The sequence below is a fragment of the Insolitispirillum peregrinum genome, from assembly GCF_900156605.1.
In the GTDB taxonomy this organism is placed as follows: domain Bacteria; phylum Pseudomonadota; class Alphaproteobacteria; order Rhodospirillales; family Rhodospirillaceae; genus Insolitispirillum; species Insolitispirillum peregrinum.
Genome location: NZ_FTOA01000005.1, coordinates 41,564 through 65,501 on the forward strand (window position 1 = coordinate 41,564; position 23,938 = coordinate 65,501).

General features: G+C 61.5%; 21 protein-coding genes and 1 tRNA gene. 7 read left to right on the forward strand and 15 right to left on the reverse strand.

From position 1 onward, the window contains the following. Positions 1–58: 58 nt before the first annotated feature. The 7 genes from hpaD to BW995_RS13715 all read right to left on the reverse strand — a co-directional run bounded on the left by hpaD (position 59) and on the right by BW995_RS13715 (position 7,189). Positions 59–919, reverse strand: coding sequence for a 3,4-dihydroxyphenylacetate 2,3-dioxygenase (gene hpaD / locus BW995_RS13685; RefSeq protein WP_076400988.1), 861 nt, complete (start codon positions 917–919; stop codon positions 59–61). An 89-nt stretch (positions 920–1,008) separates the two neighbouring features. Then, positions 1,009–2,466 (reverse strand): 5-carboxymethyl-2-hydroxymuconate semialdehyde dehydrogenase, encoded by a 1,458-nt coding sequence (gene hpaE, locus BW995_RS13690; RefSeq protein ID WP_076400989.1) that lies wholly within the window; start codon positions 2,464–2,466, stop codon positions 1,009–1,011. 46 nt (positions 2,467–2,512) lie between these two features. Then, the gene (locus tag BW995_RS13695; RefSeq protein ID WP_076400990.1) at positions 2,513–3,274 is read right to left on the reverse strand and encodes a fumarylacetoacetate hydrolase family protein; all 762 of its coding nucleotides are present in this window, start codon (positions 3,272–3,274) and stop codon (positions 2,513–2,515) included. Further along, complete coding sequence (locus BW995_RS13700; RefSeq protein ID WP_076400991.1) at positions 3,275–4,045, reverse strand: fumarylacetoacetate hydrolase family protein; 771 nt, start codon at positions 4,043–4,045, stop codon at positions 3,275–3,277. Positions 4,046–4,097: 52 nt separating this feature from the next. Continuing rightward, positions 4,098–5,426, reverse strand: coding sequence for a TRAP transporter large permease (locus BW995_RS13705; RefSeq protein ID WP_076400992.1), 1,329 nt, complete (start codon positions 5,424–5,426; stop codon positions 4,098–4,100). Then, positions 5,426–5,971: a TRAP transporter small permease gene (locus BW995_RS13710; protein ID WP_076400993.1), complete on the reverse strand. Its 546-nt coding sequence runs from the start codon at positions 5,969–5,971 to the stop codon at positions 5,426–5,428. The genes BW995_RS13705 and BW995_RS13710 overlap by 1 nt, the downstream gene beginning before the upstream one ends. Positions 5,972–6,124: 153 nt before the next feature. Then, the gene (locus BW995_RS13715; RefSeq protein ID WP_084194847.1) at positions 6,125–7,189 is read right to left on the reverse strand and encodes a TRAP transporter substrate-binding protein; all 1,065 of its coding nucleotides are present in this window, start codon (positions 7,187–7,189) and stop codon (positions 6,125–6,127) included. Positions 7,190–7,483: 294 nt separating this feature from the next. Here BW995_RS13715 and hpaR (BW995_RS13720) point away from each other — a divergent pair, with 294 nt between their 5' ends. Continuing rightward, positions 7,484–7,942, forward strand: a complete 459-nt coding sequence (gene hpaR / locus BW995_RS13720) for a homoprotocatechuate degradation operon regulator HpaR (RefSeq protein WP_076400994.1) — start codon at positions 7,484–7,486, stop codon at positions 7,940–7,942. On the opposite strand, the gene hpaR (BW995_RS13725) is transcribed toward hpaR (BW995_RS13720), so the two are convergent. After that, on the reverse strand, positions 7,900–8,442 hold the full coding sequence (gene hpaR / locus BW995_RS13725) for a homoprotocatechuate degradation operon regulator HpaR (RefSeq protein ID WP_076400995.1): 543 nt from the start codon (positions 8,440–8,442) through the stop codon (positions 7,900–7,902). The genes hpaR (BW995_RS13720) and hpaR (BW995_RS13725) overlap by 43 nt on opposite strands. Before the next feature lie 155 nt (positions 8,443–8,597). Between hpaR (BW995_RS13725) and BW995_RS13730 the strand changes: the two genes are divergently transcribed. Next, positions 8,598–9,014 carry a GlcG/HbpS family heme-binding protein gene (locus tag BW995_RS13730; protein ID WP_076400996.1) on the forward strand — a complete coding sequence of 139 codons (417 nt, stop codon included), beginning with the start codon at positions 8,598–8,600 and terminating at the stop codon, positions 9,012–9,014. On the opposite strand, the gene BW995_RS13735 is transcribed toward BW995_RS13730, so the two are convergent. From BW995_RS13735 to BW995_RS13750, 4 genes are all read right to left on the reverse strand, one after another. Further along, complete coding sequence (locus BW995_RS13735) at positions 8,985–10,004, reverse strand: AbrB family transcriptional regulator (protein WP_076400997.1); 1,020 nt, start codon at positions 10,002–10,004, stop codon at positions 8,985–8,987. The genes BW995_RS13730 and BW995_RS13735 overlap by 30 nt on opposite strands. Next, entirely contained in the window at positions 10,001–11,515 is a 1,515-nt protein-coding gene (locus BW995_RS13740) for a tripartite tricarboxylate transporter permease (protein ID WP_076400998.1), read from the reverse strand. Before BW995_RS13740 ends, BW995_RS13735 begins: the two co-directional genes overlap by 4 nt. Positions 11,516–11,527: 12 nt before the next feature. Then, positions 11,528–11,959: a tripartite tricarboxylate transporter TctB family protein gene (locus BW995_RS13745; protein WP_076400999.1), complete on the reverse strand. Its 432-nt coding sequence runs from the start codon at positions 11,957–11,959 to the stop codon at positions 11,528–11,530. 82 nt (positions 11,960–12,041) lie between these two features. After that, positions 12,042–13,055, reverse strand: coding sequence for a Bug family tripartite tricarboxylate transporter substrate binding protein (locus BW995_RS13750; RefSeq protein ID WP_084194849.1), 1,014 nt, complete (start codon positions 13,053–13,055; stop codon positions 12,042–12,044). A 132-nt stretch (positions 13,056–13,187) separates the two neighbouring features. Between BW995_RS13750 and BW995_RS13755 the strand changes: the two genes are divergently transcribed. From BW995_RS13755 to BW995_RS13765, 3 genes are read left to right on the forward strand one after another with little or no spacing between them, the layout of a single operon-like run. Continuing rightward, a complete protein-coding gene (locus tag BW995_RS13755) occupies positions 13,188–13,850 on the forward strand; it encodes a response regulator transcription factor (RefSeq protein ID WP_076401000.1) in 663 nt (220 codons plus the stop codon). Beyond that, complete coding sequence (locus tag BW995_RS13760) at positions 13,847–15,214, forward strand: sensor histidine kinase (RefSeq protein ID WP_076401001.1); 1,368 nt, start codon at positions 13,847–13,849, stop codon at positions 15,212–15,214. The genes BW995_RS13755 and BW995_RS13760 overlap by 4 nt, the downstream gene beginning before the upstream one ends. Continuing rightward, positions 15,211–16,329 (forward strand): ABC transporter substrate-binding protein, encoded by a 1,119-nt coding sequence (locus tag BW995_RS13765; protein WP_076401002.1) that lies wholly within the window; start codon positions 15,211–15,213, stop codon positions 16,327–16,329. The genes BW995_RS13760 and BW995_RS13765 overlap by 4 nt, the downstream gene beginning before the upstream one ends. Positions 16,330–16,500: 171 nt before the next feature. Here the strand turns inward: BW995_RS13765 and BW995_RS13770 are convergent, their stop codons facing one another. The 3 genes from BW995_RS13770 to BW995_RS13780 form a co-directional block, all read right to left on the reverse strand. After that, entirely contained in the window at positions 16,501–17,223 is a 723-nt protein-coding gene (locus BW995_RS13770; RefSeq protein WP_076401003.1) for a hypothetical protein, read from the reverse strand. Positions 17,224–17,234: 11 nt separating this feature from the next. Next, complete coding sequence (locus tag BW995_RS13775; RefSeq protein WP_076401004.1) at positions 17,235–17,735, reverse strand: Panacea domain-containing protein; 501 nt, start codon at positions 17,733–17,735, stop codon at positions 17,235–17,237. 366 nt (positions 17,736–18,101) lie between these two features. Next, positions 18,102–18,177, reverse strand: a tRNA-Phe gene (locus tag BW995_RS13780). A gap of 320 nt (positions 18,178–18,497) precedes the next feature. On the opposite strand from BW995_RS13780, the gene BW995_RS13785 reads away from it, so the two are divergent. Further along, positions 18,498–19,850 carry a hypothetical protein gene (locus BW995_RS13785; protein WP_139332921.1) on the forward strand — a complete coding sequence of 451 codons (1,353 nt, stop codon included), beginning with the start codon at positions 18,498–18,500 and terminating at the stop codon, positions 19,848–19,850. A 9-nt stretch (positions 19,851–19,859) separates the two neighbouring features. Then, positions 19,860–23,936: a response regulator gene (locus BW995_RS13790; protein ID WP_084194850.1), complete on the forward strand. Its 4,077-nt coding sequence runs from the start codon at positions 19,860–19,862 to the stop codon at positions 23,934–23,936. Positions 23,937–23,938 lie beyond the last annotated feature (2 nt).

The window sequence follows — 23,938 nt, forward strand, 5'->3', positions numbered from 1 at the left end:
GACAGGCTCCGTCGGGAGAAAGGGGGAGGAGCACGCCTCCCCCCGGCAGGTCAGACCATCAGGCAGCGATCGGGAACACCGCGTTCACCTGACCGGTGCCTGCGGCTTCAAAGTAGTCGGTGACGATTTCGACCTTTTCGGCGTAGTTTTCGCCACCCAGAGCGCCCAGCAGCATGGCGGTATCGTGCATCAGGCCTTCGCCGTGGCAGGTCTTGGCGTACAGCGGCAGCATGCGGGTGAATTCGGCAAAGCGGCCTTCTTTCCACAAATCGACCACCCGCAGGTCAACCTGCTTGTAGAACTCGTTGGAGATGGTGAAGAAATGCTCCATCGTCTTCAGGGTGGTGTTCGGGTGGATGGCGTGCGACAGCGACCCCGACGCCAGAATGGCAAAGGTGCCTTCCGACCGTTCGATGGCTTCGCGGATGGCTTCGCCAACCCTGGCGGATTCCTGATGGTCGTGGACGGTGCACAGGCAAGCCACCGAGACGATCTTGAACGCCTGATCCCCGTTCATCAGCCACATCGGCACCAGCGTGCCGTATTCCAGTTTCAGGCTGTCAACATGATGGGAGCGGACGGTGACACCCTTTTCTTCGGTGGCGATTTTGGCGATCAGATCGGCGACTTCCGGGTTGCCCTGATATTCATAGGCCATGTTGCTCAGCAGGTGCGGGAACTCGTTGGAGGTGAACACCCCCTTGAAATGCGAGTTACCGTTGATGTGATAGGCGTTGTTGATCAGCCAGTGTGAGTCCAGCACGATCACCGTATCCACCCCCAGATCGCGCATCCGCTGGCTGATGGCGCGGTGGCCATCGCAGGCCTGCTGGCGGCATCCCTTGAACGGGCCTTCCTGTTCGGACAGGTACATGGTCGGAACATGCGCAATCTTGGCGGCAAAAGCGAGCTTACCCATGGTGACGTCTCCCGGTTTTGGTCCCCCCGCCGGTTATGAATGGCGGGGGGCTCTGTTTTATGATGAGAACAAGAGAAAGAGGGGATGCCTTACACGCCCCAGCGCGGGATGTGGTGGCTGCCCAGCGACATGCAGACGTTCTTGACCTCAAGGAAGGCTTCGTAGGAGAAGTGCCCACCTTCGCGGCCAACACCCGAGCCCTTGATGCCGCCGAACGGCTGGCGCAGGTCGCGGACGTTCTGCGAATTGACGAACACCAGCCCGGCTTCGATGCCGCGCGCCATGCGCAGGGCACGGGAGCCGTTTTCGGTCCAGACGTACGAGGCCAGGCCATAGCTGGTGTCGTTGGCAATCGCCAGTGCGTGGGCTTCGTCCTTGAACGGGATCACGCAGGCGACCGGGCCAAAGATTTCTTCCTGTGCCACCTGCCAGCTGTTATCGACATCGGCCAGCACGGTCGGACGGACGAAGTTGCCGTTCTTCAGGTGATCGGGCAGACCTTCCGGCAGACCCATGCCCCCGGCCACCACCCGCGCCCCGGCATCAATGCCGAGCTGGATGTAGCGCATCACCTTTTGCTGGTGTTCGCGGGTGATCATCGGACCGACGTTGGTTTCTTCGTTCAGCGGGTCGCCAACCACCACCTTGCGGGTCCGTTCGGCCAGACGCTGGACAAAGGTTTCATAGATGCTTTCCTGCACCAGAATGCGGGTGCCGTTGGTGCAGCTTTCACCGTTGTTGCCATAGACCGACATGATCGCGCCATCCAGCGCCCGTTCCAGATCGGCATCTTCAAAGATGATGTTCGGTGACTTGCCGCCCAGCTCCATCGAATAGCGCTTCAGGCCGCCAACGCTGGCAATGTGCTGGCCGGTGGCGGTCGAGCCGGTGAACGACACCGAACGCACATCCGGGTGACACACCAGCGCTTCGCCGACGGTGGCGCCATAGCCGTGAACGATGTTGAACACCCCCGGCGGAATACCGGCTTCGAGGATCAACTGGCCCAGACGGTCGGCAGACAGCGGCGACAGCTCGCTCATCTTCAGGACGGCGGTGTTGCCAAAGGCCAGACAGGGGGCGGTCTTCCAGGTGGCGGTCATGAACGGCACGTTCCACGGGGAAATCAGGCCGCACACCCCGACCGGCTGGAAGATGGTGTAGTTCAGGTGATCACTGGTCGGATAGGTTTCACCATCCACATGCTGGCAGGCATCGGCGAAGAAATAGAAATTGTCCGCCGCGCGCGGCACCAGCATCTTTTTGGTCCGCCAGTACGACTGGCCGGTGTCGCTGCTTTCCAGCCTGGCGATTTCGTCAACGTGCTGGTTGATCAGGTCGCCAACGTTGCGCAGCAGGCGGGCGCGGGTGGCGGCGGGCAGACCGGCCCACTTGGGGAAGGCATCCTTGGCGGCGGCAACGGCGGCGGCGACTTCGGCGGCTCCACCGGCGGCGATCTCGCAGATCACCTCATTGGTGGTCGGGTTCAGGTTGGGGATGGTGGTTTCGCTCGCCACCTGCTGACCATTGATCAGGTGTTTGATCATCGGAACACTCCGTTTGCATCGCATCGGTAAAAAGGGAGAGAGGGGATCAGGCCGCGCCGAAATAGGTGGTGTCATCGACCACTGTGTTGCGCAGGCGGCCAACGCCAGCGACTTCGGTTTCCACCACGTCGCCCGGTTTGACATCGACGATCCCGTCGGGGGTGCCGGTCAGGATCACGTCGCCGGGCGACAGGGTCATGAACGACGACAGGTATTCGATCAGCGCCGGAACGCCGAACACCATGTCGCGGGTGTTGCCAGCCTGCACCTGCTCGCCGTTGACATAGGTGCGGATGTCCAGCGCCATCGGGTCCGGCACATCGGCGGCATCAACGATCCACGGCCCCAGAACAGTGCAGCCGTCGCGGTTTTTGGTGCGCAGGTTGGGGCGATAGTAGTTTTGCAGGTAGTTGCGGATGGCATAGTCGTTGGCCACCGTATAGCCCGCCACATAGTCATAGGCATCGGCCGCCGACACGTTGCGACCGGTGCGCCCGATCACCACCGCCAGTTCGCACTCATAGTGCATGAAGGCGGCATCGGCCGGGCGACGGGTGACGGCACGATGGCCGACGAAGGTTCCCGGGCCTTTCAGGAAGGCCAGCGGCTTTTCCGGGGCCTTGAAGGCCAGTTCCTTGGCATGATCGGCGTAGTTGATCGCCAGCGCAAAGGTGGTCTGCGGCTCGACTGGCGGCAACCACACCACCTGCTCTTCGCGCAGGCAGCGGCCATCGGCCAGAATCACCCGGTCTTCGCGGACTTCGGCGTCATGAATGGCCCCGTTATAGGCGACACGTGCGCGCTTCATTTATTCGGCCTCCGCCAGAGAACATTCCAGGGCTCCCAGCCCGTCCACTTCGATCCTGATCCGGTCGCCCCGGCGGGCGGTGGGAACGGCTCCGACCGGATAGCCCAGCGTCAGCACATCGCCGCCGGACAGCGCCATGAAGTCGGTGACGTCAGCGATCAGGGTCGGCAGCGGACGCACCAGATCGGACAGGGTGCGGCTGGCCATCAGGACGTCATTGACGAAGGTGCGGATTTCCAGCGTATGCGGGTCGGCAATCTGGTCGGCGGACACCACCCACGGGCCGACCGGGCAGGCGCCGTCAAAGCACTTTTCCTGCACCGGCGGACGGTAGACGCTGGGGTTCGGCTGGCTGAGGTCGAGCACGATGGTGTACCCGGCAACGGCACTCATGGCGGTGTTGGCCGAGGCGCGCGCCACCTGATGCCCCATCACCGCCCCGATGGACGCCCCCAGTTCAACGCTGTCGGCGTAGGGCGGCAGAGTGATCACGCTGCCGTGGCCGCGATGGGTGTTTTTCGGCTTGAAGTACATCACCGGCACGGTCGGCGGGGCAGCATAGGGCGGCTGGGTCAGCGCCGGGCCGAACCGTTCGACGGTGGCGGTTTCGTTCAGCAGGGGGCCATAGATCCAGCCGGTGACCGCAGGGGCAAAGCTGCCATCGGTCAAGGGGATCTGCTGACCGCCCAGGTCAAGGGACAGGCCGTCGGCACTGACCGCCGCACAAAGCGGGGCGGTCTGGCCGGGCAGGCTGATGCGGGCAGTGCGCATGGAGAACGCTCCTGTTGGGATAAGGCGGGGAAAAAGAAGAGCTAAAGGTGGACTAACCCGTGATATGGACCAGCCACAGGCAGATCGGCGGGAAAAACACCAGCGCCACGATGCGGACCAGATCCGAGGCGAGGAACGGCATCACGCCCTTGGCGGTTTCGATCATCGGAACGTTTTTCGCCAGCTTGTTGATCACGTACAGGTTCATGCCGACCGGCGGATGGACCAGACCGATTTCCACCACCATCAGGGCAACAATTCCGAACCACACCGATTTGTCGGCCAGAGCCATGCCGTAGAAATCCAGCCCCATCACCACCGGGTAAAAGATCGGGATGGTCAGCAGAATCATCGCCAGCGAGTCCATCACGCAGCCCAGCAGGACATAGACGGCGATGATCAGGAACAGCACCGCCAGCGGCGGCATGCCGCTGTTCTTCACCCACAGGGCCAGCTCGGCCGGCATCTGGGTCAGGGCCAGCGCCGAGTTCAGCAAGTCGGCCCCGATCAGCACCATGAAGATCATCGCGGTGGCAATGGCGGTGCCAAAGATGCTCTCGCGCAGGCCCTTCAGCGACAGCTTGCCGGAGACCAGTGCAATCAATCCGCAGGCGGCGGCCCCGATCGAGGCGGCTTCGGTCGGGTTGGCCCAGCCACCGTAAATCCCGACAATCACCACCAGAAACACCAGCAACACCGGCAGAACGCTCAACTGCGAGCGCAGCATCTGCATCACCGGCACCCGCTCGCTGGCCGGACCGGCTTCGGGGTTACGGGTGACAATCAGGCGGATCACCACCATGTAGCCAAGGGCAGCCAGCAGGCCGGGGATGACGGCGGCAACAAACAGCTTGCCGATTGATTCCTGGGTCAGCACGGCATAGATCACCAGCGGCACCGACGGCGGGATCAGGATGCCGAGCGTTCCGCCCGCCGCCAGCGTGCCGGTTGCCAGACGGCCCGAGTAATTGTGCCGTTGCAATTCCGGCAGGGCGACTTGCCCCATGGTGGCGGCGGTGGCCAGCGACGAGCCGCAAATGGCCCCAAAGGCGGCACAGGCGGCGGTGGCGGCATAGGCCAGGCCACCCCGGAAATGGCCGATCAGCGAGCCCGCAGCGCGGAACAGCGCCAGCGACAGGCCGCCATGGGTGGCGAACTGGCCCATCAGGATGAACAGCGGAATGACGGCCAGGTCATAGTTCGACAGGCGGGCATAGGCCAGCGTGTTGAGGGTATACAGCCAGGCGTTGGTGTCGCCGCTGTTCAGGATCAGGTAAATCGCCGAGGCAACGCCGAACATGGCCACCCCGATATGCACCCGCAGGGCCAGCAACAGCAACAGAACGCCAAAGCCACAGAGGCCAAGAGTAACGCCACTCATCACGAGGCCTCCTCGTTGCACAGGTCGTCACACAGGAAAAAGGCACGCACCGCACGGTACAGCGCACATAGCACCGTCAGGGCCAGCGACGGGATCATCAGCAGAACGGGGATCCACAGCGGCAGGGCGGTCAGGGCGGCAATCTCGCCACTGTCGCGGCTGTCGAGCATTTGCAGACCGGTCCGCCAGGCCAGCAGGGCAAAGACGGCGGCCAGCAGGATGTCCGTCACCGCATCCATGCGCTGGCGCAGGGCCGGGCGGCAGCCTTCGGTAAAGAATTCGACCCGCAAATGGTCGCCGCGCAGGGTGCACAGCGGCAGGAACGCCGCCGACGCCACCGCGCACCCCATCTGCATCAGTTCCACGTCACCATTGACGGGATGGAACCCCAGCTTGCGCGCAATGATCGACACCAGTGACATACCGATCAGGGCCAGCAGGATCAGGCCCCCAGCCCACGCCAAAGCCTCGGCGGCAAGGGTCAGCCATCGTTCGATACGGTCGTGGACAGACCGCTCCTCTGGTGGATAGAGCAATTCGGTCATGAATACAGTCCTAGCCTGAAGTGAGGGCGCAGGAAGGGGATCCCCGGCCAGTGGCCGTGAAGCAGGCATCAGCAGGATGCAGGGATCCCGTCACGGACGCCGGGGCGTCCGTGGGGGAAGCCGATCAGGGAGATATGACCCGAAGCGGGCCGGTCAGTTCTGAACGGGGAAGTATTTCGCTGACAGGGCGCGGGCACCGTCCAGCATTGCCTGTCCGTTCAGGCCGCGCTTGGTCACTTCGCCAGCCCATTCCTGATCAATCGAGACGGTCACCGACCGCATCTTTTCATAGGTTTCGGCGGACAGCGGATGGACCACCGTACCGGGCAGGCCGGCGGCATAGGTCATGTTGGCGGCGGTGACCTCATCCCACACCCGGCCAAAGGTTTCAACCAGCGGCAGGCCGGATGTTTCGTCAACAATGGCCTTCAGGTCGGCGGGCAGGGAGTCATACTTCTTTTGATTCATCAGCATGGTCAGCACGGTACCAACCACCAGCGGCTGACCGGCGGGCGGCGAGACGTGATAGCGGGTCACTTCGTCGATCTTGGTCGGACGCATCAGTTCCCACGGCATCACGCCACCGTCAACCACCCCTTTGGAAATGGCTTCGGTCACCTGCGCGGGCGGCATCGATACCGGCACACCGCCCAGCGCCTGCAAGGTCTTGGCTGACAGGCGGGTCGAGGTGCGCAGCTTGAGCCCGGCGATATCCAGCGGATTGACGATGTCCTTGTTGGCGGTGTGGAACACCGCGCCACCGTCAATATGAACGGCCAGAACGTGATAGGCGCTGAATTCGTCCTTGGCGAACTGGTTGTAATAGTCCCAGGTCATCCGGCTGCCGTCGAGGGCATTGGCGACCATGAACGGCAATTCCATCGCTTCGATGGCCGGGAAGCGGCCCGCCGAATAGCCCGGAGCGGTCCACACCACGTCGGCAATGCCGTTGCGCACCTGATCGACCAGTTGCGACGGCGTGCCGCCCAGCTGCATCGACGGGTAAATCTGGCACACCAGACGGTTTTGGGATTTCTGGGCCAGGGCATCACACCACGGGCCGATCACCTTTGTCTGCGCCGGGGCGACGGCAGGCAGGAAGTGGGCAATTTTCAGCACCACCTGATCATCGGCATGGGCGGTTGACGCCATGCCAGCCAGGGACAGGACAGCGGTCATCGCTGTGGCTCGGCACAGGGCGAGAGCGTTAAAACGCATTGTTTCCTCCGTGTTCGGGACGCTGTTGGTTTTTGGTCAGGCATCCGTGCGCCGGTTTGTTTTTGGTCCGGCATTTTTGTGTCTCGCAACTGCGCTGACAGACATTGCATCTGCGAGATAGTTAACATGTTAGGTATCACCATCTCACTAACATGTTAGCAAGTCAAGCGCGTTCCTCACGCCAAAAATAAGGATATTGCGGAGGCCATCGCTAGCGGTTGACCTGCCTGCGGTTTCCGGGCATTCCTGCCCCTCGCCGGAGGCGCGTTTGTTACCGAAAGGGAAGGTTCCGCCATGAGTGAGACACCGTTACACCCCAACCTGCCGCTGATGCTGTTGCAGACGCGCGAAGAGGTGATCAACCGCTTTCGCCCGATCCTCAACCATTTCGGGGTGACCGAACAGCAGTGGCGGATTTTGCGCGTGCTGCGCTTTCGGGTGTCGATGGAGCCCAAGGAAATCTGCGAAACCTGCCTGTTTCTCAGCCCCAGTCTGGCCGGGGTGCTGGCGCGGATGGAGGCCGACGACCTGATCCACAAGGAACGGATGGAAAGCGACCTGCGGCGGGTCAATGTGTCGGTGACCGACAAGGGGCGGGCGCTGGTGGACACGGTCATGCCGCTGATCCGGGCGCAATACCTGCTGATCGAACAGCATATCGGGCGCGAGACTCTGGGCGAGCTGTGCGCCGTACTCGACCGGCTGGGGGCCTATGACTGGGAGGCGATTCCGTCGGTGGCCTTGCCATCCTGATCGTCTTCCGCCTGACCACAGCCAAGGCAGGCCGACAGGGCAGCGAGCAGATGATGCAGTTGTTCCAGCCGCTCGGGGCCAAACGAATCGGCGATGCGGTCATAATGGCACTCGGCACCTTGCCCGACCAAGCAGGCCAGCGCCTGCCCGGCGGGGGTCAGCGAAACCAGCGCCGTACGCTGGTCGCCGGGTTCACTGCGCCGCTGAATCAGGTCGCGCTGGCCCAGATCGCGCAGGATGCGGGTCAGGCTGGGCATGCTGATCAGGCTGATCTGCGCCAGTTGACCGGCGCGCATCTCGCCGTGGCTGGCCAGCGCCTTTAACGCCCGCCATTGTTGTTCGGTGATCTGATGGTTGCGCAGGTTGGGGCGGAATCCGGCCATCACGTCTTCGCGCGCCTTCAGCAGCGCCATTGGCAGGGAACGGGAAAAGGCTCGCAAGGCACCTTGAGGGGCAGGGGCAGGGGCAGGGGCAGGGGAATCGTCCCGTTTCGTGGTCATTGCGGGGGCTCCTGCTCTGGTTGTAGGGATGCGGTGACCTTGACACAGGTTAAGGGGGTATGTAAGGAACATGTTAGTAATTAACCTGTTAATTACCGTCCAGTGTGGCTGACAGGGCACACCCCTCTCTTCCACCGCTGTTGCAGGGGATGCCCATGATTGACCGTACTGCCATCCTGACCGCCGCCCTCGCCGAAGCCAGCCGTTTGCAGGTGACCGTCAGTGTGGCGATCACTGACCCCGGGGGTCATCTGCTGGCCTTGTGGCGGATGGACGGAGCACCGTTCCATACCGCGACGCTGGCGCAGGACAAGGCCGCCACCGCCGCCGGGTTCGGCTTTGCGACGGCGGCATGGAAAGAGCGGATTTCTGATCAGCCGCATCTGTTGACCGGTCTGAACGGGCGCGCGGGGATGATCCCGATTGGTGGCGGTCTGCCGCTGTATCAGGACGGGAGACTGGTCGCCGCCATCGGAGTTTCCGGGGCCAAGGAGCAGCAGGACTGCCAGATTGCGCAGGCGGGGGCGGAGGCTTTTGCGGTTTCAGGCCTGCGTCCGGCGGCCCAGCCATAGCGGCATCAGCACACTCAGCAGAATGATGCGCAGGAAGTGATGGGCGGCGACAAAGGTCGGGTCAAAGCCCAAGGCCAGTGCCACCGCCACCATCGCTTCGACGCCGCCGGGGGCAAGGGCCACCCAGGCCTGACCGAGGTTCAGGTCACTGACCTGCACCAGACCCCAGGCAAACGCAGCCGCCACCAGCAGGGCAATCACCACCGCCGACAGTGCAGCGGGAAACAGGCGGCGCAGGTCGGCAAGGGTGATTTTGGTAAACCGCGAACCAACCACCGTGCCGGTCACCACATAGACCGGCAGGCTGACCAGTTGCGGCGGTACACCATGGACCCAGTCGGCGGCATGACCGATGGCGCTGATCACCATCCCGGCCATCAGCGAGGCGACCGGAACGTTCCAGCGCGACAGCAGCAGACCACAGGGAATGGCCAGTGCCAGCAGACTGGCGAAGGCAGGGAGCGGCAACTCCACCCGCCCGCCAGAGGCCAGCGGTGCCCCAAGGGCCAGCAGCGGCGGCAGGACGGCGGTCATGGCAAACAGGCGGGTGCTCTGGATGGTCAGCACGCTGGGCAGATGGCCGCGTCCTTCCAGCACCAGCGCCAGCGTATAGCTCATCGAGCCGGGCGAGGAGGCCATGCGGGCGCTGTCGCGGTCGATGCCGCACACCCGCTGCAAAAAGACCGATGACAGCAGCATCACCGCCACTGTACACAGCGGCACCGCCAGCAGGCTGGGCCCCCACTGGCGGGCATGATCCAGCGTCTGGCCGTCAATGCCCGAACCGATCGACAGGCCGATGCAGGCGAAAGCCCCGTCGCGCAGCCAGCGCGGAACCTCGGCCCGCAGACCGCTCAGGCTGGCGGCCGCGACCAGCAGGGTTGGCCCCATCAGCCACGGCGCTGGCAGGCCGATGGCGGAGGCAAGGCCCCCGCCACTCGCCCCGACCAGCAAAGCGCACACCAGATGCCCTGTGGCCTTCAGTGTCATTCTTCCCCCAGATCCGAGGCCTGCCGCTTTTGGCGGCGGCTCATCAACAGCGGCAGGAACAGGACGGCAATGGCGATGGCATACAGGGCCAGACTGCTGACCGATTCAAACAGGATGGTCCAGTCGCCGCCAGACATCGACAGGGCGCGCCGCAGGTTGTCTTCAAACAGGCCGCCCAGCACCACCCCGAGGATCACCGGCGCCAGCGAGAAGTCCAGCTTGCGCAGGAACCAGCCGAACACGCCCAGACCCAGCATCATGAACAGGTCGAACGAGTTGCCAACCACCGAATAGGTGCCGATGAAGGTCAGCACCGCAATCACCGGGATCAGGTACTTGTGCGGAATGGTCAGCATGCGGGCAAACAGGCCCACCAGCGGCAGGTTGATCACCAGCAGGGCGATATTGCCGATATACATCGAGGCAATCAGGCCCCAGGCAATTTCCGGGTGCTGGCTGAACAGCATCGGGCCGGGCTGGACGTTGAACATCAGCAGGGCACCGAGCAGGATGGCGGTGGTTCCCGAGCCGGGAATGCCCAGCGTCAGCATCGGCACCATCGCCCCGCCTGCCGAGGCGTTGTTGGCGCTTTCCGGGGCGGCCAGCCCGCGAATGTCACCTTGACCAAAGGTTCCGCTGGCTCCGGCCAGACGCTTTTCGGTGCCATAGGACACCGCCGAGGCCACCGACGCGCCGGTGCCGGGCAGGACGCCGACAATGAAGCCGATCAGCGATGACCGGACCAGGGTCCAGCGCACGGCAATCAAATCTTTCCATGACACAAAGGTCTTGTCGATGGCGCGCACCACCAGCGTATCGGTCGCCATGCCTTCGACCAGCGCCAGCAGCTCGGCGATGCCGAACAGGCCGATCACCACCACCAGAAAATCAATGCCGGAAAACAGGTCGGGAATCCCGAAGGTAAAGCGGTTGACGCCGGTGTTGGCATCAACCCCGACCGAGGCAATCATCAGGCCGAGCAGGGCGCCAATGATGGTCTTGGTCGAATTCCGCCCGACCAGTGATGACAGGGTGGCAAAGGCAAACACCATCAGGGCGACGTATTCGGCGGGGCCAAAACTGATCGCAAAGCGGGCCAGCAGCGGGCCGAACAGGGTCATCAACACCACCGCCAGCGTCCCGCCAAAGAACGAGGCAACCGCCGACAGTGACAGGGCACGTCCGGCCTGACCCTGCTTGGCCAGCGGGTTGCCGTCCATGGTGGTCATCACCGCCCCGGCGTCGCCGGGAACATTGAGCAGGATGGAGGAAATACGTCCGCCATACTCGGCACCATAGTAAATCCCGGCCAGCAGGATCAGGGCCGATTCCGGCGGAAAGCGCAGGCTGTAGGCGATGGGCAGCAGGATCGCCACCCCGTTGATCGGGCCAATGCCCGGCAAGGCCCCGATCAGGGTACCGGCAAAGCACCCGAATAGCACCAGCCCCAGGTTCATGGGGGTCATGGCGACGGAAAAACCGTCAGCCAGCATATGTAATGTTTCCAGCATTGCAGGGCTTCCTTACAGGGGCAGCAGGCCAGCAGGGACGTTCAGGGCCAGAATCCAGGCGCACAGGGCATAGCCACCGACGCCCATCCCGACCCCGAACAGGGCACTGCGCAGCCAGTCGGCACCGAGGTAGCGGGCGGTCAGGGTGCAGAACAGGGCGGTGGACAGGATGAAGCCGAGCGGCTCGAACAGGATGGCATAGGCCAGCAGGGCCGACCCGATGGTCAGCAGGCTGCGGATGGCGGTGGCGCCATGCCAGTCCGGGTCACTGTCCGGGCGGCGGGCCATGGCCACCGAGGCGACAGCCAGTGCCAGTGCCAACAGGCGCGGCCAGGTTTCCGGTCCCAGCGGGTCATATTGAAACGGCGCATGCAGGGTCAGCGCCACGCAGCCATAGCCCAGCGCAAGCAGGAACAGGGCCGCAGCAAAGATGCGGTCGATCATGGCGATCCTCGATGATGGAGCGGTGGCGGGACGGGGCAAGGGCGATCGCAGACGACACCTTTGCCCCGATTCCCGGAACGGTTTACTGGATCAGGCCAGCATCCTTGGCCAGAGCCCGCATCTGGGCGGTCTGGTCATGAATATAGGCGGTCAGCTCGTCGCCGGACTTTTCCAGCGGGAACAGGCCCTGTTCTTCCTGAATGCGCCGGAATTCCGGCGTGGCAAAGATTTTGCGGAAGGCCTCGACATAGGTGTTATAGGCCTCGTCCGAGACGTGCTTGCCCATGTAGAACCCGCGAACAATACCCCATTCCACGTCGTATCCCTGCTCTTTGGCGGTCGGGATTGAGCCAAACGGCGCCGGCAGGCGTTCGGGAGACAGAACGGCCAGCACCCGCATTTCGCCGGTTTCAAGGTGCGAGCGCATTTCACCGACATCGCCGGGCATCACCTGAATGCTGCCGCCCAGCAGGTTGGCCATCGCATCGCCGCCGCCTTCAAAGGCGACATAGCGCATCTTGCGCGGATCAAGACCGGCCTTGCGGAACAGCAGGGCGACCTTCATCCAGTCTTGCCCGCCGACCGAACCACCAGCCCCGACCACGATGCTGGACGGGTTCTTTTTCCACGCGTCCATCAAGTCCTGAAAGGTCTTGTAGGGAGAGTCGCCGCGCACGACGATGGCACCGTAATCGGTACCGGCAGTGGCCACCCAGCGGGCGTCCTTTTCGGTCCACTCGCCCCATTTGCCTTCGGCGATGTTCAGGATCGAGCCGGTGGAAAAGGCAACGATGGCGTTGCCGTCACTGGTGCGCACGCTGTTGAACTGGTTATAGGCCACCGCGCCGACGCCACCGGGCAGGTAGGTCACCCGCATCGGATTGGTGAGGGTCTTGGTGACATCAAAGGTGGTCAGGGCAATGCGGCAGGTCAGGTCAAAGCCGCCACCGGGCTTTGCCGGAGCCACGCACTCGGGCTTTTCCGGCTGACCGGCCCACACGGACGTTGACAGCATGCTGGTGGTCGGCAAGACAATAGACAGCGCCCCAAGGGTGGACAGGGCGAATGTAGACAGAATTCTGGCGTAAGACCGCATTGTTTCCTCCTGGGTATTTTGCTTGCGTGCCGGTGCTCATAAAAGCGGCACGGCTTGGCGTCAGAATGCTCTGCGGGTTCTGACAAAATTCTGACAGTCTGACAGACAGCGGAAAAAGAGGCCTTGCTCACCATGCGCATCCTGTTGATCGAAGACGCCGAAGATGTGGCCGACGCCGTGGCGCACAGCTTTCGCCGTGGCGGCCACGCGCTGGATGTGGCCGCCGATCTGGCTCAGGCCGAAGACGCGCTGGCGGTGCAGGATTTCGATTTGCTGATTCTCGACCTGAACTTGCCCGACGGCAGCGGCCTCGACCTGTTGCAACGGGTGCGCAGGCGGCAGGCAACGCCGGTGCTGATTCTGACCGCCCGCGATGCCATCGAAGAACGGGTGGCGGCGCTGGATGCCGGGGCCGATGATTATCTGGTCAAGCCGTTTGACCTGCGCGAGCTGGAAGCCCGCGCCCGCGTGCTGTTGCGCCGTCGGCAGGATGCCGCCAGCTCGGTGCAGTCCTATGGGGCGCTGATGATTGACAGTGCCAACGGAACGGTGGCCCATCACGGGCGGGATCTGGGGCTGACCCGGCGCGAATTCCGCCTGCTGGAAATCCTGCTCGCCGCCCGGGGCAAGGCGATTGACAAGCAACGGATCCTCGACAAGCTGTTCGCCTTTGATGACAGTGCCGCCCTGAACACCGTTGATGTCTATGTCGCCCGTCTGCGCAAACGGTTACAGGGCAGTGGCGTGACGGTGCAGACCATGCGGGGATTCGGTTTTCGGCTGGAGATGGAATGACCACGCCGTACCCCTATTCGTCGATCAAGGCCCGGTTGCTGATCCCTTTGCTGGCGATTCTGCTGGCCGGAACCTTTGCGTTGGCAGTTGCCGCCGCGCCCTACAGCCGGAAAGCGGTGGATTCCGTCTATGACCTGTTGCTGGCCGGGGCGGTGTTGCAGATTGGCGAGCGGGTGCAGGTCGATGATGGCGAGGTGGTGGTTGATCTGCCGGGGTCGGCGTTCGAGTTGCTGGCGCTGGCCCGCGAAGACCGGGTGTTTTACCGCGTCCTGTCGCCGGATGGGCGGACGGTGACCGGAGATGATGTGCTGCCCGAACCGGTGCGCCATCTGACCCCAGGCAAGCCACTGTTCTATAATTCGTCGGTGCTGGGCAGTCCGGTGAGGGTGGCGGCGCTGCGGCGGGAGATGGCCGAGCGGTCGTTGTCCGGCTCGGTACTGGTGCTGGTGGCGCAGACGATGCAGGCCCGCGATGATCTGGCCGAAACCCTGTGGCGTGGGTCATTGGTGGCGATTGGTCTGGTCTGCCTGCTGATCCTGCTGCTGAGTGCGCTGGCGGTGCGGGTGGCGTTGCGTCCGTTGGCCTCGATTGATCAGGCGTTGCTGGCGAAAAACCCGCGCGACCTGTCGCCGCTGGTGATCGAGGCTCCGGCCGAGCTGACCCACACCGTCTCGGCCATCAACCAGTTTCTTGATCGCCTGCGCACCCAGGTCAACAGCACCCAGAGCTTTATCGCCGATGTCAGCCACCAGTTGCGCACCGCCATTACCGCCATCCGGGCGCAGGCCGAACTGGCCGCCGAGGAAGACGACCCCGACCGCCTGCGGATGCTGGCGGCACGCATTCACAAACGCTCGGTCGGGCTGGGGCGGTTGTCGTCGCAGATTCTCAACCGGGCGATGGTCATCCACCGGGCCGATGCGGTGCCGCTGATTCCGCTTGATCTGCGGGCGCTGGCGCTGAACGCCGATGATCTTGACCATGCGCCGCTGCCAAAGGACGAAGTGCTGGTGGCGGGCGACCCGGTGAGTCTGGAAGAAGCCCTCAACAACCTGATCAGCAATGCGCAGCGCTATGGGCAGCCGCCGCTTGCGGTGCGGGTGTGGCAGGATGATCAGGCCGACCGCGCCTGTCTGGCGGTACGCGACCACGGGCAGGGCATCCCGCCCGAGCACTGGGAGCAGGCAGGCGAGCGGTTCAACCGCATCGGGCAGGGCGGCGCCGAAAGTGCCGGACTGGGGCTGGCAATCGTCAAGGCGGTGGCCGAGGCCCATCAGGGCAGCCTGCTGATCCAGCGAGGGGAAGACGGAGGCTTTGAGATCGGCATGAGCATCCCGCTGTTGCACGAGGAGCCTCTGGCATGATCGCCCGCCTGTCTCTGGTCTGCGGGGTTCTGGCCGCGCTGCTCGCACCATCGCTGCTGCGGGCCGAGCAGCCGGTGCTGCCGCTGGCCCTGCCATCGCTGGAACGGTCGTCGGTCAGTGGGCATTTACGCATCCTGTCGGCCACCGATGCCGAGATGATCGCGCCGCTGTTGCAGGGGTTCCGGCACCGTTATCCCGACATTACCGTTGAGTATGTCGAATATGACCAGTCGCAGGACCTGAACCGCGATGTGCAAGCCGCCTGTCGTCAGCATATGCCGCTGGCCGACCTGATCATCAATTCGGCGATTGATTTGCAGGTCAAGCTGGTGAACGGCGGCTGTGCCCAGCGGCAGAGCCTGCGGGCGGCGCTGCCCGAGTGGGCCAGATGGCGCGATGAACTATATGGCCTGACCTATGAGCCGGTGGTGATCGCCTACCGCAAAAGCGCTTTCCCGGCGGGCAATCCGCCGCGCAGCCGGTTCGAGATGCTGGACCTGATGCGCCATGACCCCGCTCTGTATTATGGCCGGGTCGGGACCTACGACATCCGGTCGTCGGGGGCGGGCTATCTGTTCATGACCCTGGACGCCACGCAGGCCAGCACCTTTGGCCGGATGATGGAAAGCCTCGCCCGTTCGCAGGCCCGGCTGGTCTGTTGCAGTGCGCAGGTGCTGGACGGATTACAGGATGGCTCGCTCAGTCTGGGCTACAACATCCTCGGGGCCTATGCCCTCGACCGCCAGCGCAAGGGCGGCAGTGAGATCGGGATCATCTTCCCCGAAGACTACACGCTGGTGTTCACCCGCACCGCCTTTGTCTACAAATTCGCCAGTAATCCCTCGGCGGCGGCGGCCTTCATCGACTTTGCCCTGTCCGACGAGGGCCGCCGCATCTCGCGCGAGGAAACCACCCTGCTGAACCCGATCGACGGCGAGCCTGCCTTGCGGGTGCTGTACGGTCTGCCCCCCGATGCGCCGCTGCGCTTGCGCCCGATCGAGATTTCCCCCGCCCTGCTGCTGGGGCAGGACCAGCAAAAGCGCCGCCATCTGCTGAAGGAATGGCTGGCGGCGCTGCACGAGATTGCCAGTGAGGGGCCGGGGGAGGGGTGGTGAGGAGGGTGGGGTTTTGATTTGTAATTTCCGTGTAAATGACAGGATCATGGGATATAGTTCCATGATCCTGTCAAATTATTCTATTTTTCATGATATGAATTAAATGCATAAATTTATTTTTCTGAAGAATGATGATTATTGAAAATTTATATCTAAATTCTATGTGTTGAATTAGAAGTTGAATGATATCTGATTCTCTTTTTTATTTATCTCTTGTGATTGTTTATTTTTTTGTTTCTCATCTTGTTTTATTTTTTGTTCTGCGAGTGTGAAACCTTCGGCGAAAACGGCTAACATATCGTCGATCTCACTCTTGGAAAGACGGGGTATATCGCGGGCATCAATCACATTGAGTTCTCTTGGGTGATTTTGCTTTGCCGCGCTAAAGTCGAGAATGACAAATCGTGCCTCTTCTAGGTCCGGGTCTTGCAGAAGGACTTCATATACGATGGAGGCGAATAGTTGAAGGTGGCGATCAGCAAGTGGGTTTTTGCGCCAAAAACTGAACCACGGAAAATGGAGTTGACCGTTGACGCCGTAGATCAGGGGAGGTTCAAATGGAACCAGTAGGCCTCGCCCAACCGGATAAAAACGTCGCTCAACGCTCTGGATGAAATGTGGTAAAACACCTTCAAAATAGTCTCGACAGAGTGAAAGTATTTCTAAGTAGTTATTTCTAACTACTTCCCTCTTGACGGCGCGAATAACGCCCTCTTCAATCTGCTTATGTTGAACTTTGAGTATCAACATATCGCGGATGGCAGAGTGCAGAGGATTGTAATTAAATGTTGGCGGGTTCTCTACCAGTTTAATCAGTTCATTGCTGACTTTGATTGGGGTGTCTCGCCAGTTACGCGCAAGATGTTGGAGGGACGGTACTTTCAGTTTTGACATATAATATTTCCTCAGTGAAGAGAATATGGTGGCACTACATGCGCATAGAACTCTCGAATCTGCTCATTATCGATTTTCATTCCTGCATTTACCATGCCACCATGGTTCCAGACCCGATGCCACGGCCCACCTTCTGCATGACTCAGCTCTACCAGTTCGCCTGCTGGAAGGCGGCTGTAAAAATTGACGACCCGTTCGATTAGCTCCTGTGTTACAGGATCAAACTGATAATCAACTTTCTCACGCTTACCGCTCATGGGGTCTATTTTCGTCGCCCTCGAGGATATCGGTCTGCGGTCAAAATCCTTGAATTCTCGGTAGAGGTATTGAAGTACTGGACCGTATTGCCATGCCTCAAAGCTATGCTTGATTAATGGCTTTCCTATCTCGATGAGAGACCACACATGGCAGAAATATATGATTTTCTGGAGTGAGAGGTTCGTGATCTGTCGATCCTGATCCTCGCATATATCCAAAATCATATTGGCAACAGCTCTGCCGTCGAAATTCATTGCTTACCCCACGCTTCCTAATAGTTCTAAAACAGGCTTTCTCTACAGTCAATCGTGGTGGTGATGAGCGCCTCTTAATGAATGGAAGCTTCCGAAGCTTTCGGTATCGAGGGAAGGGCGTGGCGAGTTGATGCTTGAGCACACGATCAAGGCTCTTGATGCCCAGCTTCTCAGTCTTGACCAGAAGGCAGTAAATGTGTCGGCTTTGAGTATCAAATTAATGAGGGCCGGAGCTACAAAGTCAACATGGGTCTTTTAGCTTCGGGGAGGTGTGAAGTAGTGCTCCATGAGTCTGTTCTCGGTTGCCCTAGTGCATCCAGCCCAAGTGGAAAACCCCCGAAACCTTTCGGTTTCGAGGGTTCATAGTGGTGCCCCGGGGCGGATTCGAACCACCGACACTGCGATTTTCAGTCGCATGCTCTACCAACTGAGCTACCAGGGCCCTTGCGACTGACTGTGCTGCGTTTTTCGCTGCATCGTCATCGTCGGGAGGCCAGCTTATAAAAGGTATTCGGCTGTTCTGGCAAGAGGTTTTTTGCAGGAGGGAAAACTTTTTTGCAAGACGGTCGTCGATGAACGCCCTGATCCCCATATCTGATGGTCTCCGTTATATCCTTAGGCGTAACAGTGTTTTTCAGCTTATTTTTAAGGACAGGTTTCGCTTATAAAACAGGTATGCGTAATTGCATACAATCGTATATACCTCGGGGGCCTTCCCGTCTTGTCTGTTCCTTCATTGACCACCCTTACCTTGTGGCCTGCATGCTCATTCGCCTGATCAACCATCGGCTGACCATTGCCCTGACCGTGTGCTCCCTTGCCGCTCTGGCATCGTTGGGGGTGGCGGAGCATTTCCGCACGGCCGAAGAGCAGGCGGTTGCCGATGGCTATCGCGCACGGGCGCTGAGTGACAGCCTGTTGCACGGGCTGATCGCCCTGCGCAGCGATGCCCGGGCCTATGCCGTGACCGGCAACGAATGGTACCGGGGGGCCTATCAGGCCGAACTGAAACAGACGAACCTGCGCGATCAGGCGCTGGAGGATCTGCGGGCCATGGGGCTGGTCCCGGCGGAAGAAGAACTTCTGTTGCGGGAACATCAACTGGCCTCCCGCGTCATGCTGCTGGAACGGCAGGCGATCGGGATGGTGCGTGATCGTGCCCAGCAAACGGCGATGACGCTCCTGTACGATGAAGAGTACGAGCGATCGATCACCGAGGCGCAGGATGCGCTTGAACAGTTCAACACCATGATTTCCGAACGCCTTGCCCTGCGCGAACGTCAGGCACGGAATGCGGCAGATTACGGGCTGCTGGGGGCGCTGGCACTCGGCGCCATCAATATGGCCTTGCTGTTGCTGGCAACGCTGTTTTTCTATCGCCAGCAGGTCATCCGGCCAATGACCGAACTGCTGGAAGATATCGCGGCGACCGAACATTCTCCGACCGCGCTGTTTCGCAACCGCCACCTGTCGAATGAAATTGGCGATGTGGTCCGGGCGGTGCAGCGCTATCACACGGCGGCGCAGGAGGTCAAAGACCTGCGCTGGCTGGCCGATGGCAAGGCGTCGCTTCTGGCCCGCTGTCAGGAAGCACAGACGATACCGGTCTTTGCCGAGCGGCTGGCCAGCGGGTTGGGGCGGACGCTGGACTGTGGCGTGGTGGTGATTCACCTGCAGGCCGAAAAGACAAAGCGTTTCCAGCCCGCCGGAGCCTTTGGCAAGGCGCTGGAGACCATTGCCCTGCAGGAAAGCCCGCTGGTCCGCCAGTGCCTGCAAGACGGGCAGGACCTGTATCTGGAAAACCTGCCGGACGGATACATGCAGATTACCTCCGGGACCGGCGACTGTGTGCCGCGCGGGCTGTACCTGTTTCCCTTGAAACGGGGCCGCAAAGACCTGGCGGTGATCGAGGTGGCGGTCTTGCAACCGTTGACCGGGCTGCAGAAAACGCTGGTGCGCGATGGAGCCCTGTCCTTGTTGCCCTTGCTGGAACGTCTGTCGGTTGCGCAGGCTGGGGCACAGGCCGGATTGTCGCCGCCCCTGAACGAGATACGACAGGGCGTTCCCCCGGATGCAGGGCCAGTGACAGGCTCCGCACAGATGATACGACAGTAAGAGACCGGAATGACACGACAGCTCCCCCATATGCCTCTGGTCCGCAAACTGACGATCGTTCAGCGGGTGTTTGTCTTCAGTGGCTTGCTGGTTGTCGGTCTGCTGGCAATGATCTTTTTGCAGCAATGGTATGCCAGCCGCCTGTCGGTCGCCACCGAGACCCTGTACAAGCAGGATCAGGCGGCGGTGATGTCCGTGCGCGATGCGATGAAATCGTTGCAGGAAAGCCAGGGAATTGTGTTCAGTGCGGTTGCCAGTGCGCAGGACCTGCGGCAGGGGCATGTGACACAGGGGCTGAACGAAGGAGACCGAGCCTTTACCGCCAGCATGGCCACCTTGCGCAGCTATTACAGCGGGCCACGGGAATGGCTGGTCGAAGCCGAAGGGCTGCACCGCGAGCTGGTGGCCTATCGGTCGGTGGCGCTGGACCTGATCCGCGCGGGCCGGTTTGCCGACGCAGCGCAGCACATGGGCGAGGAAGCCCTGAACAATCCCCATGCCGCCTTGCTGGCCCGGCTGGAGGAAATCAAGCGCGACGCCCGGCAACGCTTTGACCAGCATTTCGTTGCGTTGCGCGAGCTGGAAGAACAGCAGAGATCAACCCTGACGTCGGCAGCCGTCGGTGGGGTGATCATCCTGTCCACCCTGTCGTTGCTGTTTACCCTGTCGATCCGTCGTCCCTTGCAGGAGTTGCAGGACGGGATCACCCAGATCGCCGAGGAAGGTCTGGAAACCGAGCTTCCCTGTCTCGACCGGGTTGATGAAATCGGCGACATCAGCCGCTCTCTGGCGGGCTTGCGTGATGTGTACCGCGACATGGAAATCCAGCGGTGGGTGACCGCGCATCTGGCGACCATCGCCACACACCTGCAGCAATCGACCAGCCTGACCCAGCTTGGAGCGCGCTTGCTGTCTGAAATCGCGCCGTTGATGGGGGTCGGGTACGGTGTATTCTATCGGGCGGACCCGCAGAGCCGCACGTTGACGTTGCTGGCCAGCTATGCCATGCGGGAACGCAAGACCCTCAATCAGACCATCCGCTTTGGCGACGGGCTGGCCGGGCAGGTCGCGCTGGAAGGTCAGCCGATCACCCTGTTCGAATTGCCCGATGATTACGTGCGGATCAGTTCCGGTGTGGGCAGCGGGGTTCCGCGCTGTGTCATCGCCATCCCGGTGATGCATCTGGAGCAAATCCTGGGGGTGATCGAGTTGGCGACCTTTTCGCCGATGACCGCCCCGGCACAGGCGTTGCTGGATGCGCTGGCGCCGCTGGTGGCGATGAACATGGAAATCCTCGAACGGACCATGCACCAGCAACGCCTGCTGGAAGAATCACAGCAGCAGGCGGCACGCCTTGAAGAGCAGGCCACCGCCCTGCAGGTCCAGCAGCAAGAGCTGCTCGATACCGAAACCTGGTTCCGGGCAATCATTGAATCGGCCCCGGTCGGGATGCTGGTGATTGATGGCGACGGGGGAATTTGCCTCAGTAATGAGCAGGTGGATACCATGTTCGGCTATCAGGCGGGCGAACTGATCGGGCAAAAGATCGAGGTTCTGGTTCCTATGACCGCCCGCTCCGGCCATGATGGCCTGCGCCAGCGGTACGCCGAAGACGGTCGCCCGCGCCAGATGGGCAGCGACACCGGCGAACTGCACGGCCTGCGCAAGGATGGCAGCGAGTTTCCGGTACAGGTCGGGCTGTCGCGCCTGCCGGTGGTGGGGGGCCGTCATCGCGCAGTCTGTGCGTCGGTCTATGACATCAGCCAGCAGATGGAAGCACAACGGGCCTTGGCGCAGGCCCGGGACGAAGCCGAGCAGGCGGTAAAGGTCAAGAGCGACTTCCTTGCCAACATGAGTCACGAAATCCGCACGCCGATGAATGCCATCATCGGCATGTCGCACCTGACCATGAACACCGACCTGTCGGCCCGCCAGCGGGATTATGTCGAAAAAATCCTGCGGTCGGGCAAGCACCTGCTGGGGATCATCAACGACATTCTCGACGTGTCCAAAATCGAGGCTGGCAAGCTGGAAATCGAGGCGGTGGACTTCGAGCTTGATGGCATTCTGGAAAATGTTGCCAACCTGATCAGTGAAAAGGCGGTCACCAAGGGGTTGGAGCTGTGCTTTGACGTAGCCCCCGATGTCCCGACCAGCCTGATTGGCGATCCGCTGCGGTTGGGGCAAATCCTGATCAATTATGGCAACAACGCCGTCAAGTTCACCGAAAAGGGCGAAATCACCATCTTGGTGCGGGTGGTTGAACGCACGGATCAATCGGTGTTGCTGCATTTCGGGGTGCGTGATACCGGTATCGGACTGGATGACGAGCAAATGTCCCGCCTGTTCCAGTCGTTCCAGCAGGCCGACAGCTCGACCACCCGCAAGTATGGCGGCACCGGTCTGGGGTTGGCGATCAGCAAAAACCTTGCCCGCTTGATGGGCGGGGATGTCGGGGTGGAAAGCAGGGTCGGGGATGGCAGCCTGTTCTGGTTCACTGCCCGTCTGGGGATTGGCAAGGGGCGGCGGGCCAGCCTGATACCGGCCGAAGACCTGCGTCATCGCAAGGTGCTGGTGGTCGATGACAACGACAGCGCCCGGACGATCATGGAAAACCTGCTGTCGGGCATGACCTTTTCGACGTCGGTGGCCTGTGACGGGGCAGAGGCATTGCGCAAGGTTATTGCCGCCGACCAGGGGGGCGAGCCTTACGAGGTTCTGTTCCTCGACTGGCAGATGCCGATCATGGATGGCATCGAGGTGGCGCGCCGCCTGAAAGCCGAGACCTTGCGCCAGCCGCCGCACATCATTCTGGTGACCGCCCACGGGCGCGAAGATGTGATGCGGCAGGCTGAAACACTGGGAATCCGCCATATCATCCTCAAGCCGGTCAATGCGTCCTTGCTGTTTGATACAGTCAGCCGACTGTTGGTACCCCATGGGCATGATCAGGACACTGCACTGGTGTCACGGGGCTATGGCCCGATGGCCGTCGAGCGGTCGGCGCAGGAACGCCTGCAGGGGGCGAGGATTCTGCTGGTCGAAGACAACGATCTCAACCAGCAGGTCGCCTGTGGTGTGCTGGCAACCTTTGGGGTCGAGGTCGATGTGGCCGATGACGGTCTGCAAGGGTTGGAAAAGCTGGCTGCCCAGTCATACGATCTGGTATTGATGGATATGCAGATGCCGGTGATGGACGGTTTGACCGCCACACGGGAAATCCGCCGCAATCGCCGTTTTGATACACTGCCGATCATCGCCATGACCGCCAATGCGATGGCGTCTGATCGTGACCAGTGTCTGGCCGCCGGGATGAACGATCATCTGGCCAAGCCGATCGAGCCAAACCAGATGGTCGAGGTGCTGGCGCGCTGGTTGCCTGAGCGCCCGCTTGCAGAAACCGCTCCGGCTGCACCGGTGGCGGCTGTCGCGCAGACCCCGGAACAGGTTTTGTGGGCCCGTTTACAGGGTATTCACGGGCTGAACAGTGTGGATGGCTTGCGGCGGGTGATGGGACAACACGGGTTGTACCTGACGCTGCTGCGCTCGTTCCTGAAAACACAGGATGACCTGATGGCCTCGTTACGGCAGGCCGTTCGGAGCAGTGACTGGGCCGGGGCCAAGTTGCAGGCCCACACCCTGAAAGGGGTCAGTGGCAACATCGGAGCCGAGAGCATCAACGCGCTGGCAGGCCAGCTGGAGGCCAGGATCAGGGATTTGGCCGATGGAAAGCAAGATGGCTGGAGCGACACGTCGTTGTTGTCCGAGCTGGAAAAAGCCATGGAGGCTCTGGTATTGGCCTTGCAGGCGGTTCTGGTGGCAGGGGATCTGGACGACGTTGCCGCGGTCGATGGACCAGTTGATTGTATGGGCATTTTCCAGCAGCTTGCCGACTTGTTGCAGGGGGATGATGCTGAAACGGTCGATTTCCTGGTCGACCACCGGGCAGAATTAACCCGTTGTCTTGGTCTGGATGTTTATGATCAAATCCGGCGAGGTGTTGAAGATTACGATTTCCCGGCTGCATTGCAGGCCTTGCAACGGGTGATGGCGGCGAAAAACAGCCCGTTGTCCCCTGTATCCTGATT

Excerpts from the sequence above, each read along its gene's own strand:
- hpaD (WP_076400988.1), bottom strand. The coding sequence starts at position 919 with ATGGGTAAGCTCGCTTTTGCCGCCAAGATTGCGCATGTTCCGACCATG.
- hpaE (WP_076400989.1), bottom strand. The coding sequence starts at position 2,466 with ATGATCAAACACCTGATCAATGGTCAGCAGGTGGCGAGCGAAACCACC.
- BW995_RS13695 (WP_076400990.1), bottom strand. The coding sequence starts at position 3,274 with ATGAAGCGCGCACGTGTCGCCTATAACGGGGCCATTCATGACGCCGAA.
- BW995_RS13700 (WP_076400991.1), bottom strand. The coding sequence starts at position 4,045 with ATGCGCACTGCCCGCATCAGCCTGCCCGGCCAGACCGCCCCGCTTTGT.
- BW995_RS13705 (WP_076400992.1), bottom strand. The coding sequence starts at position 5,426 with ATGAGTGGCGTTACTCTTGGCCTCTGTGGCTTTGGCGTTCTGTTGCTG.
- BW995_RS13710 (WP_076400993.1), bottom strand. The coding sequence starts at position 5,971 with ATGACCGAATTGCTCTATCCACCAGAGGAGCGGTCTGTCCACGACCGT.
- BW995_RS13715 (WP_084194847.1), bottom strand. The coding sequence starts at position 7,189 with ATGCGTTTTAACGCTCTCGCCCTGTGCCGAGCCACAGCGATGACCGCT.
- hpaR (WP_076400994.1), top strand. The coding sequence starts at position 7,484 with ATGAGTGAGACACCGTTACACCCCAACCTGCCGCTGATGCTGTTGCAG.
- hpaR (WP_076400995.1), bottom strand. The coding sequence starts at position 8,442 with ATGACCACGAAACGGGACGATTCCCCTGCCCCTGCCCCTGCCCCTGCC.
- BW995_RS13730 (WP_076400996.1), top strand. The coding sequence starts at position 8,598 with ATGATTGACCGTACTGCCATCCTGACCGCCGCCCTCGCCGAAGCCAGC.
- BW995_RS13735 (WP_076400997.1), bottom strand. The coding sequence starts at position 10,004 with ATGACACTGAAGGCCACAGGGCATCTGGTGTGCGCTTTGCTGGTCGGG.
- BW995_RS13740 (WP_076400998.1), bottom strand. The coding sequence starts at position 11,515 with ATGCTGGAAACATTACATATGCTGGCTGACGGTTTTTCCGTCGCCATG.
- BW995_RS13745 (WP_076400999.1), bottom strand. The coding sequence starts at position 11,959 with ATGATCGACCGCATCTTTGCTGCGGCCCTGTTCCTGCTTGCGCTGGGC.
- BW995_RS13750 (WP_084194849.1), bottom strand. The coding sequence starts at position 13,055 with ATGCGGTCTTACGCCAGAATTCTGTCTACATTCGCCCTGTCCACCCTT.
- BW995_RS13755 (WP_076401000.1), top strand. The coding sequence starts at position 13,188 with ATGCGCATCCTGTTGATCGAAGACGCCGAAGATGTGGCCGACGCCGTG.
- BW995_RS13760 (WP_076401001.1), top strand. The coding sequence starts at position 13,847 with ATGACCACGCCGTACCCCTATTCGTCGATCAAGGCCCGGTTGCTGATC.
- BW995_RS13765 (WP_076401002.1), top strand. The coding sequence starts at position 15,211 with ATGATCGCCCGCCTGTCTCTGGTCTGCGGGGTTCTGGCCGCGCTGCTC.
- BW995_RS13770 (WP_076401003.1), bottom strand. The coding sequence starts at position 17,223 with ATGTCAAAACTGAAAGTACCGTCCCTCCAACATCTTGCGCGTAACTGG.
- BW995_RS13775 (WP_076401004.1), bottom strand. The coding sequence starts at position 17,735 with ATGAATTTCGACGGCAGAGCTGTTGCCAATATGATTTTGGATATATGC.
- BW995_RS13785 (WP_139332921.1), top strand. The coding sequence starts at position 18,498 with ATGCTCATTCGCCTGATCAACCATCGGCTGACCATTGCCCTGACCGTG.
- BW995_RS13790 (WP_084194850.1), top strand. The coding sequence starts at position 19,860 with ATGACACGACAGCTCCCCCATATGCCTCTGGTCCGCAAACTGACGATC.